The 13832-nt window shown below is 61.7% G+C and carries 9 protein-coding genes and 1 tRNA gene; 3 read left to right on the forward strand and 7 right to left on the reverse strand.

Annotated elements, in window-relative coordinates:
- Positions 1 to 73: 73 nt before the first annotated feature.
- From ACE3PP_RS02325 to ACE3PP_RS02340, 4 genes are all read right to left on the reverse strand, one after another.
- Positions 74 to 2575, reverse strand: a complete 2502-nt coding sequence (locus ACE3PP_RS02325) for a methyl-accepting chemotaxis protein (protein ID WP_374377565.1) — start codon at positions 2573 to 2575, stop codon at positions 74 to 76.
- A gap of 260 nt (positions 2576 to 2835) precedes the next feature.
- Positions 2836 to 4899, reverse strand: coding sequence for a pyridoxamine 5'-phosphate oxidase family protein (locus ACE3PP_RS02330; protein ID WP_374377566.1), 2064 nt, complete (start codon positions 4897 to 4899; stop codon positions 2836 to 2838).
- Between the two features lie 29 nt (positions 4900 to 4928).
- Positions 4929 to 5540: a glutathione S-transferase family protein gene (locus ACE3PP_RS02335; RefSeq protein ID WP_374377567.1), complete on the reverse strand. Its 612-nt coding sequence runs from the start codon at positions 5538 to 5540 to the stop codon at positions 4929 to 4931.
- A gap of 35 nt (positions 5541 to 5575) precedes the next feature.
- A complete protein-coding gene (locus ACE3PP_RS02340; RefSeq protein ID WP_374377568.1) occupies positions 5576 to 6127 on the reverse strand; it encodes a carboxymuconolactone decarboxylase family protein in 552 nt (183 codons plus the stop codon).
- 168 nt (positions 6128 to 6295) lie between these two features.
- Here ACE3PP_RS02340 and ACE3PP_RS02345 point away from each other — a divergent pair, with 168 nt between their 5' ends.
- Positions 6296 to 7171 (forward strand): LysR family transcriptional regulator, encoded by an 876-nt coding sequence (locus ACE3PP_RS02345; protein ID WP_374377569.1) that lies wholly within the window; start codon positions 6296 to 6298, stop codon positions 7169 to 7171.
- Positions 7172 to 7539: 368 nt separating this feature from the next.
- Here the strand turns inward: ACE3PP_RS02345 and ACE3PP_RS02350 are convergent, their stop codons facing one another.
- The gene (locus ACE3PP_RS02350) at positions 7540 to 8565 is read right to left on the reverse strand and encodes an abortive infection family protein (RefSeq protein WP_374377570.1); all 1026 of its coding nucleotides are present in this window, start codon (positions 8563 to 8565) and stop codon (positions 7540 to 7542) included.
- A 31-nt stretch (positions 8566 to 8596) separates the two neighbouring features.
- Positions 8597 to 8682: transfer RNA gene (locus ACE3PP_RS02355), tRNA-Leu, on the reverse strand.
- Positions 8683 to 9221: 539 nt separating this feature from the next.
- Between ACE3PP_RS02355 and ACE3PP_RS02360 the strand changes: the two genes are divergently transcribed.
- Entirely contained in the window at positions 9222 to 10352 is a 1131-nt protein-coding gene (locus ACE3PP_RS02360) for a DUF2336 domain-containing protein (RefSeq protein ID WP_374377571.1), read from the forward strand.
- A gap of 149 nt (positions 10353 to 10501) precedes the next feature.
- A complete protein-coding gene (locus tag ACE3PP_RS02365) occupies positions 10502 to 12580 on the forward strand; it encodes a transglycosylase domain-containing protein (RefSeq protein WP_374377572.1) in 2079 nt (692 codons plus the stop codon).
- On the opposite strand, the gene ACE3PP_RS02370 is transcribed toward ACE3PP_RS02365, so the two are convergent.
- The gene (locus tag ACE3PP_RS02370) at positions 12577 to 13776 is read right to left on the reverse strand and encodes a multidrug effflux MFS transporter (RefSeq protein ID WP_374377573.1); all 1200 of its coding nucleotides are present in this window, start codon (positions 13774 to 13776) and stop codon (positions 12577 to 12579) included. The genes ACE3PP_RS02365 and ACE3PP_RS02370 overlap by 4 nt on opposite strands.
- Positions 13777 to 13832: the final 56 nt, after the last annotated feature.

Raw genomic sequence — 13832 nt, forward strand, 5'->3', positions numbered from 1 at the left:
CGGGATAGCCGATCGCAGCGAAGAGAGTGCGCGATAACCGGAGTGTGCCGCAACTCCCCTTGTTCGACTTGCCTCAGGCGGCGCGGAGGGCGCCCTGATGACGCAGCCGTTCCAGCAATTGCGGCAATGTCGTGCGAGACGCCGCTGCGCGATCGAAGGAACCGCGCAATGTCGTACCTGTGCTGGAGATAACATTCAGCGAAAGCGGCGCGTCGACACCTTCAATCTCCAGAACCACGCGATTGGGTTTGCCGACATCCTGATCCAACTCGAACGCGGCACCGCCGCGCGAGAGATTGAGAATGTTGGCCGGCATCCAGGTGCCGTTGACCTGTACCCGCCCCTTGATCGGCCCCTGCAGGCGGTCGTCAGCGCGCCGGTCGACTTCCGCACTGACGGTGCGGATCGACCGGACAACAGCATTCTGCAAATCGTGGACCACGCGTTCGATATCGGCCGACAATTGGCTGACTTCGCGTGCTCGTGCCTGGGCGCCGTCGGCCTGCTCGGAGACCGCGTCGATCTGCTTGGTGACGGTACCCGTCGCCTCTGCTGTCTCGGTGATGTTGCGCGAAATCTCGGCCGTCGCCGCGGCCTGTTCCTCGATTGCGGCAGCGATCCCGGACGCAAATCCATCGACTTGTCGGATCTGATCGCCGATGCCGCGCACAGCCTCGGCAGCTGAATCGGTCGCTTGCAGCACGCGCGAGACGGTGCGGGCGATTTCTTCTGTGCTGCGCGAGGTTTGCGCCGCCAGATTCTTCACCTCGTTGGCGACGACGGCGAAGCCCTTGCCAGCTTCGCCGGCGCGGGCGGCTTCAATCGTCGCATTGAGCGCCAGCAGGTTGGTCTGATTGGCGACGTCCTGAATGATGCCGGCGAATTGCGAGATCTGCTGGACGACAGTGGTCAGTTCACCGATGGCCTGGGTCGCCTTCTCGGTTGTTTCGACGGCGGTCCGGGTGACGGCGGCGGTCTGTGTCACTTGCTGGCTGATCTCACCGATCGAGGCGCTGAGCTCCTCGGCCGAGGCCGCGACCAGTTGGGCGTTGCCCAGTGCCTGCTGTGACGCCTGGCGTACCGAATGCGACCGGTCCGTCACGGCAACGGCCGTATCTGTCATCACCTCGGCGGCCCCGGTCATGTTGCCGACCAGATCGGCTACGGCACGTACGGCAGAGCTGGTTTCGGTCTCGACCTTTTCGGCCATTTCCGTCATGGCGAGCGATCGTTCGCGATTGGCGCGGATCGAAAGCTCACCGCGCTCCAGTTCGCCGAACTCGACCTTCGAAATGAATGTCTTCACGGCCTTCGCCAATGTCCCGATCTCGTCGTTGCGGTCCAGGGCCGGAAGCTCGGCGATCTTCTGCCCAGCTGCCGCGCGCGACGTGCTCCAGGCAATCTGTGCAATAAGCCGCGCCACGCGTGCCACGGTGAAGACGGCAAGCCCCGCCGCAATCAATCCAATGATCACCGGAATGAGGGACAGGCTGTAGAGCAGGTCGATCAAGTCGTTCTGCTCGGTCGTGGCCATGCTCTGCTGGTCTGCTACCGACTTGATGAAGGCTTCGGTCGATGCCGACAATTGGTCGACACTGCCGGTGATTGCCTCGGCCGTGGCGTCGAACTGGCCCATGATCTTGTTGCCGCCATCTGGGCCCTTGGCGATGAACTCCTTCGCCATGGTGACGCCCATATCGTAATAGGGAACTGTGGCTGCCGACACCTGGTCGAGTGCCGCGACAATCTCGGCCTGGTTGAGTTCACTGGCGATCGCTTTTGCCGCCGCCAGGTCCGTGTTCAGCTTGTCTTTGAATTGCGCCGCAAGCTCGAACCCGTCATCGAGCCCGTCCTTGCCCTGCGTTGCCGAAATATCGGTCAGCCATTGCTGGATTTGCACAACGTCGAAGCGGATGTCCTTGGTCGCGGCCAGCAGGGGGATGGCCTTCTTGGCCACGATTTCACTCTGCCCACTGACATTCTCCGCCGTGAGGTCGATATCCCGCAAGGCCAGCACGGCGCTGCCGATGGTCAGTGCCAGCGTCAACATCAGCACGGCGAGGGCCGCGAAGACTTCGACGCGGAAACTCTTGAAGCGGGCAAGGAAGTCGGACAATTTGCTGTCCTTGACCACCTTGCCGTCTTCGACGCGAAGACCCTTGGCCTGACCCTTTTGGAAAAGAGCGTAGGCATTGCCGGCCGCGGTCACTTCTTCGCGGCTCGGCCGGCTGCGGATGGAAAGATAGCCGACGATCTTGTCTTCCTGGTAGACCGGCGAAACGTTGGCGCGCACCCAATAGAAGTCGCCATCCTTGGTGCGGTTCTTGACGAGGCCGGTCCAGCTGTCACCACGCTTGCATGCGCGCCACAGGTCGGCAAAAGCCTCCTTCGGCATGTGTGGGTGACGCAGGATGTTGTGCGGCTTGCCCATCAGCTCATCTTCGGAGAAGCCGCTGATATCGATGAAAGCCTGGTTCACGAACGTGATGCGGCCGCCGGCATCGGTGCGGGAGACGATGGGTCGATCGGCATCCACTATGACTTCGCGATCGGTGATGGGCTCGTTCAAACGCATTCAGTTCTCCCTCGGGCGCGGTCTAGCGATGCGAACCCATGGGCACAAACGCATGGAGCCGCTTTCAGAATCGCTCCAAATTGCATGAGATTGACGAATTTTCGGTTAAATTCTGCAGCTGTAAAACAGCCGTAAGCTACGGAACCGACAGGATTTGTCGCCCAGAGAGCATATCTAAATTCCTAACGCGCTTTTTCGCCCGATGTTTTCTTGGGGCGATGCGAAAGCCCTGCTTCGGCCCAGACGCTGCGGCTTGGGCATTAGAGTTCCAAATGCAGCCGGCTCGTCCCCTCTGCCGGGACGGCGCAGCAGATCAACGCTTCGTCTTCGGCGATCTCTGCACTGGGTGCCGTGTGATACGTGACCGCACCCTCAACGACCTTGGTGCGGCAGCTGCCGCAAGTTCCCGACCGGCAACTGAATGGCGGGTTGAGCCCACGCGATTCAGCAAGATCCAGCAACGAGCCGTTGTCCGGACTCCAGCGCGCCTCCTTGCCCGAGGCGATGAATGCCACGGGCACCGATTCCTTCGATGGCGCACCCAGCACCATCGCGGGCGTTCCTGCATCCGCGACGCGCGTCAGCGATGCAGGCCCGAACGCCTCGGCATGGATGCGCGTATTCGAAATATTGAGGTCGCGCAGCCCATCATAGACTGCTTGCATGAACGGCCCCGGGCCACACAGATAGAAATCATAATCGCCGAAGGGCAGTGTGGCGCTCAGCAGCGCCATGTCGATCCGGCCCGCAACATCGTAATCCTGCCGCTCGCGCGCACCATCGGTATCGCTCAGTACCCGCACCAGGCGCACACTGCCCTGACCCTGCACCAGCAAGGCGTTGATCTCGGCATCAAAGGCGCGGTCCTCCAAATTGCGGGCGGCATAGAACAGCCAAGTCGGACGGATGCGGCGCTTGCGCCAGCCCTCGAAGACGATGTGACGCAACATTGCGAGCATCGGCGTGATGCCGATCCCCGCCGCCATCAGGACGGCGGGGCGACGCTCCTGTGCATCGATGGTGAAAGTGCCGGCGGGCGCACGCACGTCCAACGTATCGCCAGCTCGCAGCTCATGAAGATGCGCCGATACCTTTCCCTGCCGTTTGACACTGATGCGATAGCAGCCGTCCGAGGGTGCTGCCGACAGGGTATAGGTGCGGATGAGCGGCTGCTCCGCCCCCGGCAGCGTCACGCGGATCGGCAGATGCTGCCCCGCTTCGTGCGCGATCAGGCCGAAACCATCCAGCGGCTCCAGATAGAAAGACCGCACGCTGGCGCTCTCCTGCTTGATCTCGGCGATCCGGAATGGCCGCCATTGCTTGGCAAGCGCCTGCGCCTTCAGCCGCGCCTGCATCTCGGCCCAATCGCCGGTCATCAGCGAATTGCGTGAGGCACCTTCAGCGTCGTCCGACCAGCGCAATGGCGACCCCGCCGGGCGATAGACGATACTTGTGGGCCGCACGCGCCAGAACCGCTCGGCACCCTGAAAGGCCGCGATTTCAGGGCCCTCGAGGACGACCTCCGGCACACCGGAGATCTGGAGCAGATCGCCGGTCGCGAAATCGACGAAGACCAGCCCGGCCCGCGGATTGACACTGAAATTGCCGAGCGTGTTGAAGAACAGGTTGCCGGCAAAATCCGGCACCGTCAGCACGCCGGCTTCGCTGAGATGCACGAAGCCCGGCTTGCCGCCGCGATGCGACACATCCACCTGCCGCCCACCGTCGGGTAGGTCGACATAGGACGCGACGAAGAACGTGTCAGCGCGGCTGATCATCTCCGTGGCGCGGGCGTCGAGGGTGTCCAAATGCTGTACTGTTTCGACCGGTTGGAAGCGGTCGGGAACCCGCGTAAACTCGAATTGCCGCAGCTGGATATATTGCGGGCAATTGCCGTAGCTCTGCCCAACATCGATGGTGAATTGGGTCTCGCTCTCACGCCGGATCGTTCCGTTCATCCGGTTGCGCCGCCGCGTGTGCAACTCGATGCCCAGCAAGCCGATGGCAGCGCCATTGCCAAAGCCTGCATCCGCCGGATCGCCCGGGTCCCGCGCCAGATTGACTGAGAGGCTCCTGGGGTCCGGCGAGTGCATGAAGCCGGGCTTGTTCGCCCGCAAGGTTGCCCAGACGTCACCCTGGGCATCGACCGATCCTAAGACGACGAATGGCAATTGCGCGAAGAAGGCGCGATGCTGATCGGGCATGAAGTCGCGGATGACCCGCCGACCCACATCCGCCATGCGATCGGCTACGCCGGCGCTACGCTGCAAGGCGATCTCACCGTCATGCCAGGGTGATGTGGACAGGATCTGGGTGGTGGTCATCTGCCGACTCCTTTTGTGAAGAGTGGTATTTAGGCCGCGAGGCCCACCGGTGTTTTTTGGAACTCGACGAAGCCCGGCAGGGCCTCGATCCGCTTCAGCCAGGCGCGCACATGGGCATAGCTGGAGAGGTCGACATTTCCTTCCGGCGCGCTCGCGATGTAGCTGTAGAGTGCCACATCGGCGATGGTCGGCTTGGCGGAGGCGATGAAATCCTGCTGCGTCAGCGTGGCGTCGATCTGCTTCAGGATGTTGTTCGCACGTGTCAGCACTTCCTCGGGTCGGAAATTCGCGCCGAAGACGGTGATGAGCCGCGCTGCGGCCGGTCCATAGGCGATCTCGCCAGCGGCGACCGACAACCACTTCTGCACCTTGGCAGCGGCGAGCGGCTCTTCCGGCAGCCAATCCGTGCGACGCTGCTTCTTGGCGAGATAGACCAGGATGGCGACGGAATCCGTGACGATCGTCCCGTCATCGTCCAGCACCGGCACCTGGCCGAACGGATTGAGCTTCAGGAAATCCGGTGCCTTGTGCGCACCCTTGGCAAGGTCAACCAGCACCAGTTCGTGCGGGATGCTCAGCAGCGACAGGAACAGGCGGGCACGGTGCGAATGGCCGGACAAGGGGTGATGATAGAGTTTCATGGAATGTCTCCGATGTGAGGTTGTGAAGCTGGCCTTCAGGCCGCGCCGCGCAGATTGACGCGTGGGAAATCGACCTCGGTCTTGAAGACCTCGTTCACGTAATTGGTCCAGGTGTTGAGGGCTACATGCTGGACGATCTCGAGCAGCTGGCCGTCGTCGTAACCGGCGGCTTTCACTGCGGCGATATCGGCGTCACTGACCTGGCCACGCGAGCGGGCCACCAACGCCGCAAAGGCGACGGCGGCATCTGCCTTCACATCGTTCGAACGGCCGCTCCGGTTGGCGGTGATCTCCGCGTCATCGAGCTTGGCGAGGTTCTTGCCGATATATGTGTGGGCGGACAGGCAATACTGGCAGCCGTTGATTTCGGCGATGGCGAGGGCGATGCGCTCGCGGGTCTGCGGCGGCAGGGTGCCGTGGCCGAGCGCGTCGGCGAGATCGAGATGACCCTTGAGAGCTGCCGGGCTGTTGCTCACCAGGCGGAAAAGGTTCGGCACCATGCCGAACTTCTTTTCGACGGCCGTGAGCAGGGGGCGGGAGGCTTCCGGGGCTTCGTTGATGGTGGCGGGGGTGGGGATGCGTGACATGGGTGTCTCCTGTCTTTGGGGCGATGAGGCGGGGGAGGGGGTCCGGCGCGTCATCTGTTCCAAAGCTATGTCCTCCCGAAAATATGCGGTAGAATGTGAAATCAAGAACCATCCTACCAATTATCGGTAGGATAGACGGGGAGGCGGGATTTGGACCGGCTGGAAGCAATGGCACTCCTTGTCACGGTCACGGAGACGGGCAGCCTGTCGGCTGCGGCCCGGCAATTGGGGGCGCCGCTCGCGACCGTCAGCCGCAAGGTGGCCGACCTCGAATCCCACCTCAATGCGCGCCTGCTCACCCGCACCAACCGCAAGGTGCAGCTGACGGAAGCCGGCCGCGCCTACCTCGCCGCCGCCAAGGAAATCCTGGGGCGCGTCGAGGAGGCCGAGCGGATGGCGTCCGGCGAATATGTGACGCCCAAGGGCGAGCTCACCGTGACGGCGCCGCTGGTTTTCGGTCGGCTTCACATCCTCCCCGTCGTGACCGACTTCCTGAAGGTCTTTCCGGACATCACGATGCGCTTGGTCTTGGGCGATCGCCTCACAAACCTCGTCGAGGATCATATCGATGCCGCTTTGCGCATCGGCAATCTGCCGGACAGCAATCTGGTGGCGACGCGTCTCGGTTCGACGCGCCGCTCAGCCTATGCCAGCCCCAACTATCTGGAGCGCCGCGGCACGCCGACCAGACTGGAAGACCTCATCGACCATGATTGCGTCAGCTTCGAAAACATCGTGCCGTCGAAATTCTGGATCTTCCATGACGGTAAGCGCGATATCTCGGCCCCCGTTCGCACGCGCCTCAGCGTCACCACGGCGGAAGCAGCGATCGATGCCGCCATCGCCGGCACCGGCATCACCCGCGTCCTCTCCTATCAAGCAGCCAAGGCCGTGGCTGCGGGCGAGCTTGTACCCGTCCTCGAAGCGTTCGAGCCACCCGCTTGGCCCATTCACTTCGTCCATGTGGCGCAAGGCGCCCTGCCGTTGAAGATGCGCGCCTTCCTCGACTTCGCGACACCGAGAATACGCGCCAAGCTCGCGTGAGCGGCCCCCGCTCACGTCCTGCAGATCGACATGTCGAAGAAAGATGGTGCCCCTGGCCGGACTCGAACCAGCACTCCTTTTGGGAACCTGATTTTGAGTACGTTTCGTAACCGGAAAATCCCAGCTATACCAACGAACTATAAACGGATTAGGCGAAGTGTAAACGAGGTGCAAAAAACGCGACGTTTGGACAATTGACAACCGTTGTTTGCAAGCTCTGCATTATTGATGTCGAGTTGTCGTCTTCACGAAACTCGACATCAGGAGATATAGAAGAACCCATGGCCATGGGTTCTGCCGTTTACGCTGGCTAGGCTGCAGAAAGTCGTTTCTTGGACAAACCTCCCGAGATCGACCTATGCATCAACTCATGGGGTCTTGGATGGCTTCTCGTTATGTGTTTCGGCAAGAAACACAGCCAACGTCGAAGCTGCTCCAACGGCAAGTTTAGCGTGACGAGAACCTAATCCCTTGGCTCCAGCGGCTCGCCCATGACCTGTCCCATAGTGATTCCGAAGCTCTGCGATCCCCTGTGTGATTGTCGCCAGATTGTTGAGTAGACGTTTAATTGTGTCTGCCGCTTTAGATGCATCGGGAATGTCGTCTGGCGTAAGCTCTAGTGCCTTCGTGGTCTGCTTTATCAATTCAGGAATATCGGCTGACTTCGAGATGGGAACACCTCGCGAATTGAGTATTGTCTTGCAGCAAGACTCGACCAGTTCTTTTGCTGTGCCAATAGCCAGCGCCGGGTCCGTTCCTACCGCTGCTTCCATGCGAGTGATTTGTTGAAAGAGGTAGCCGGGATCAGTGGCGCCGAGTGTTGCCTTAGCAGCAGCGATTGCCGGGGTAACTCCGATTCCTACAAAACGACCGACAAACACGGGCTTACCAGACATGCGACTCTTTTCAACGATCTGAAAGCCGTCATTGCGCAGATAGTGATTGTAGAGTTGGCAAATCCGCTCAGCTTCTGTTGGGTCGGATCGCACAACGGGGTGAATTGTTTCGCAGAGAAACGCGAGAAACTCGTCATCGTCGCCGTTCATCAAATTGAAGCGAGGATCATAAAATACCCAATCATCATCCCAATCATAATTATTGATCCGATGTTGCCAGATGTCTCCAGCAGCGTCGGAGAAGCGCGAGTCAGTAGATGGAATGCCTGCTAGATTGTAGAGCCTAGAGAGGAACTCTGGTTCCTCCATGCGGCCACTCCACCTGACTTTCTCCACCGATAGGGCATCTATGATGTCTCGGCGCGTAATCTGGGAGATTTTCATGTTTGCCCTCGGTCTGCTTGGTCGTGGAACGAGGCGAGTATGGAACTGAAGAACAGTTCTAACACTAATAGACGTGAGCAAGCCCAAGCTCAACCGGCAGCCATATGCTGCCATGCTTACTTGATGTTGCTTTCTTGAAGGTTGTTGGTGCCCCTGGCCGGACTCGAACCAGCACTCCTTTTGGGAACCTGATTTTGAGTCAGGCGCGTCTACCAATTTCGCCACAGAGGCACTCGTGGGCCGCCCGGCGAAAAAGGAAGGGGGCGGCGCGGGCGGCATATTAGCCAAAGAGCGGCGGTTATCAAGCCGTGCCTGCGCGCCCTCAAAAACATGGGGGTATCCAGGGGCAATCCCGGTGTTTGCTGCCGGGAAACCCTGGGGCTGCTGTCCAGGTTTCACCTTTCTTGCTCGGCGGTCTCAACATTGCCACAGCGCTTTTACGATAAATTAACGAATGATTTCGCTGTATTTTAGGCAACAAAACCTCACACTATATTGCTGAATTATCGTGATTTATCCGTGATAAGGGGCATTTACCGCGCATCGCCGCTGGACGTCGCTCCGAGACAAAATTTATTCTTTCCGCAGTTGCTCTGGAGTCGCGTCGCCCAGCCTGTCACAGGCTTCATTCAGGCCGACGCCTTCAGCCCACCGCTTCACCACAGCGGCGCAACGGATGAACATCAGGAGCCGTGTCGGGGAATTTACCCACGATGCGCAGGTAGAAGGGACGAAGAGTGGCAAGGTTGACCCAAGCAGATGTCACACGCTTGAGCGCAGATCCGACCCCCGCCAGACGCGCCAGCACCATGCTGTCCGTTGCCACTGTCTATCAGTCGGGCGAACTCAGCACCGAGGAGCGCGAGATCGCCAATGCGATCATCAACGCGGTTCTTCCGGAGGCGGAGCTCGACTATCGCCGCCGGCTTGCCGAAACGCTGAAGAACGCGCCGGGTCTCGACCGCGCCATCGCGCGGCGTCTTGCGGAAGATGTCATGGACGTGGCGCGTCCGATTCTGGCCGAATGCCTCGCCCTCACCGACGAGGATCTGGTGGCGGTGATCGAGAATCGCGGCGTCGAGCACGCGCGAATCGTCGCGACACGCCCCATTCTGTCTGCGGCCGTTTCGACCGCTCTCATCAAGACCGATGACGAGACTGTCGTGCTGCGTGTCGCCGCCAACGAGAATGCGGCGATTCCGACCCAGGCCTATCATCGCCTGCTGGATCGGTTTGCCGAAAATACCAATGTGACCGATGCCGTGGTGCAGCGCCGGGCTTTGCCCGTCGCCGTGGCCGAGCGCATGACGACCATCGTTACCGGCCGCGTCCTGGAACGCCTCATCGACAAGTACAATCTGGAGCCGGCGCGCGTTTCCGCGCTTATCGAGCATGGCCGCGAGAACATCCTTCTTACGTCCTTCGCCCCGGGCCAGCGGGCAGAAGAGATGCGCGCCCTCATCGATGCGCTGCACGAGAATGGGCTGCTTAGCTCGACTTTGATCCTGCGCGCCTTCTGCCTCGGCAATTTCGCTTTCGTGTTGCCGGCCTTGAGCCTTCGGGCTGGGATTCAGGTCAGCAATGTTCGGGCGCTGCTGGGTGACGATGGCGGACGCGGTCCGCAGCAGCTCTTCGACCGCTGCAAGCTCGACAACAGCTACCGCGAACTGTTCCTGCAGCTGACCCTGCTTGGCCGGCATGAGCGTGTGCGCCGCTTCGGCTTCGCGCCGGAAGGCTGGCGCACCAATGTGCGTCCGGTGCTCGACGACGTCATCGGCGATGCCAATCCGGAACAGGCTTTCGAACAGCGCATCACCGAGGCGCTGCTGAGCCTCGCGCATGGTCACGGCCACGATAACGGTGCCGAGGGCTCCCTCGGTCGGCGCGCCCACGGCCGCTGATCCCTGCGTCACTGGCCCTAAAGCTTCCGTTCATCACCGGAAAATGATCGCGGCCATGCCGTGATCTTGCCGCATTCGCCCGCCATATCCCGCGATATGGAGACGTGAAGGGGTCGCGACAGGGCGTGGCGATCTGGTAAAAGGCGGCCATGAGCGCAGGCGATTCGCGGGAAAATGAAGAGAAGAAGGGCAAAACGGGGCGCAGCTGGCGCCGCCGGCTGGCTCTTTTCACCCTGAAATGGGGCTTTGTCGGCGGCATCTGGGCGGGGTTCCTGGGCCTCATCTTCGTCGCCTGGTGCGCCTACGATCTCCCCGACGTTTCCAAGCTGAACGAAATCAAGCGCCGCTCCTCGGTCAGCCTAGTTGCCGGCGATGGCAGCCTCATCGCCTCTTATGGTGATCTCTACGGCAGTGCCGTGGCGCTGAAGGATTTGCCGGCCTACCTGCCGCAGGCGGTGATCGCCACCGAGGACCGGCGCTTCTACAGCCATTTCGGCCTCGATCTCAGGGGACTGTTGCGCGCCTTCTATGTCAATTTCACGCAAGGGCGCCTAGTCCAGGGCGGCAGTTCGATCACCCAGCAGCTTGCCAAGAACATCTTCCTGACGCCGGAACGCTCGATCCATCGCAAGGGGCAGGAGGTTCTGCTCGCTTTGTGGCTCGAGCAGAACTTCACCAAGGACCAGATCCTCGAACTCTATCTCAACCGCGTCTATTTCGGTGCCGGTACCTACGGCGTCGATGCGGCGAGCCGCAAATATTTCGGCCATCCGGCGACCGAGGCGACGCTGTTCGAATCGGCGATGCTTGCCGGCATGCTGAAGGCGCCTTCGCGCTACAACCCTCTCAATGACAAAAAGCTCGCCCGCGACCGGGCGACCCTGGTGCTGCAGAACATGGTGGTGGCCGAGTATATCGCCCCCGATGTCGCCGATGCGGCGGCGACCATGACCGCGCCCTCGGTCAGCGCCGAGGCGCGTGGTCAGATCGGCCAGTTCTTTGCCGACTGGGTGCTCGATCAGGTCTCATCCTATGTCGGCTATACCGAGCAGGATCTCGTCGTCGAAACCACGCTGGATCCGAAGGCGCAGCGCCTGGCCGAGGCGGACCTCGCCAAGACCATCGCCGAGCTGGGGCCGAAACAGAACGCAAGTCAGGCAGCACTCGTTTCCATGACACCGGGCGGGGCGGTCAAGGCGATGGTGGGCGGTGTCTCCTACCGCGACAGCCAGTTCAACCGCGCGACCCAGGCGCTGCGCCAGCCGGGCTCGGCCTTCAAGGCCTTCGTCTTTCTCGCGGCCTTCGAAGCAGGTTACGGTCCCGGCAGCATCTTCAACGACACGCCGATCCGCATCGGCAAATGGCAGCCCGGCAATTACAACGACAAATTCTATGGCGAAGTGAATTTGCGCGAAGCCTTCGCCCGCTCGCTCAACTCGGTGGCGGTGCAGCTCTCGGAGCAGGTCGGGCGCAAGAACGTCATCGCCGCGGCACAGCGCTTAGGGATCACCAGCCCGATCGGCAACGATGCCTCGATCGCGCTCGGCACGTCGGAGACGACGTTGCTGGAAATGACGACGGCCTATGCCGTCTTCGCCAATCAGGGGAAGGGCGTCTGGCCCTATGCGATCGAGCGTATCACCACGCGCGATGGCCAGCTTCTTTATGAACGCGGCGGATCGGGGCCGGGGCGTGTCGCCTCGGGCAGTGCCGTCAACGCGATGCTCGATGTCATGGCCTCGGTGGTCGATTGGGGCACCGGCAAGAAGGCAAAGCTCGAAGGCTGGCCGGTCTATGGCAAGACCGGCACCAGCCAGAATTTCCGCGATGCCTGGTTCGTCGGCCTCACGGCCGATCTGGTGACGGGCGTCTGGGTCGGCAACGACAATGGGGCGCCGATGGACAAGGTGACGGGCGGCTCGCTTCCTGTCGTCATCTGGCACGATTTCATGAGCGGGGCGCTCGCCGATCTGCCGCCGCGCGATGTGCCGCGCGGCGGCGGCGCGCTCGTCGCCAGTGCAGGTGCCCCTACCGAATTGACGCCTGAAGTGGCACAGCCACCCGCAGCGCCCGAAAAGCAGCCGGAGGAATCGGGTATCGGCGCACTCCTCGACACGATTCTTGGCAATGGTGGCGGCAGCGGGTCCGAAAAGAACGCTGCCCCGGCCAAGCCGCAGAAAGAGAAGAAGCCCGCCTACCAGTTGCGTGAAGATGAGGGCCGCGACTAGCTGTCCGTCGAGGTTCGGCGCCAGATGAACCAGCCATAGCAGAGCATCTGCAACAGGCTCATCGCCGCGATCATCAGGGTCATGGGCAAAGGCGAGGGCGAGCCGATGACGCCCAGCACCGCCCCCACGCCCGCCGCAACCGCCATCTGTACGAAGCCCAGCAGGGCGGATGCCGCCCCGGCCGATCGCGGGAAGGGGCCGATTGCTCCCGCCTGGGCCGCAGGCATCGTCATGCCGACGCCGATCATATAGGGAAGCAAGGGCGCCAGAACCGACCAGACGCTGGCGGTGAAAAGATTGACGCCAACCAGCAGCACGGCACTTAAGAGAGCGATGAGCGAGCCGAGGCCGACCAACTGACCGGGCTGGAGACGCTTGGCAAGCTTGCCGCCGCTGGTGGCACCAATGATGTAGCCGATGACGAAGACGCCGAAACAGAAGCCGAAATATTTGGGCGGCACGCCAAGCACGTCGATGAAGACGAAGCTGGAACCGGAGATGAAGCAGAAAATCCCGCTATAGCCGAAGGTCGCCGCCAGCACATAGCCGAAATATTCGCGGTGCCCGATCAGCGCGCCATAGATGCGGAACCAGGAAAGCGGATTGGCGGCGGTGAGATCGCGCTGTTGGTTGGTCTCGCCGAGGATTCCGTAGACGCTGACAAGGCCAAAGGCACCATAGAGCGTCAGGGCCACGAAACAGGCGCGCCAGCCGAAGGTATCGGCGAGGAAGCCGCCGATGATCGGGGCGATGGCCGGTGCCAGCGCCACGGCGGCGCTGAGATAGGAAAAGACCCGCGCGGCCCCGCTGGCGCCCACCAGGTCACGCACCATGGCGCGGGAGATGACGGGGCCGGCGCAGGCGCCCAATGCCTGAATAAAGCGGCAGGCGATCAGCCAGCCGATGGATGGCGCCAATGCGCAGCCGAGGCTGGCCAAGGTGAAGATGATGATCCCGCCCGCCAACACCGGCCGCCGGCCGAACCGGTCGGAGAGCGGACCATAGACCAGGATCGCTCCGGCAAAGCCGGCGAGAAAGGCCGAGAGTGTCGCTTGTGCGCCGGTCTCATCGACGCCGAAATATTTCGCCAGCACCGGCAGGGCCGGCAGATAGAAATCCGTCGACAGGGGGCCAAGGGCCACAAGCGCGGTGAGGGTGAGGAGCGTCGTACGCGTGATGGGGGTGGTTGCGGTCATTGGATCCGGGTCAGTCCGTCATACCCCATGCGCGTCGGGACATGACGGAAGGGCGA

This window comes from Dongia sp. (assembly GCF_041910485.1).
Classification (GTDB): Bacteria; Pseudomonadota; Alphaproteobacteria; order Dongiales; family Dongiaceae; genus Dongia.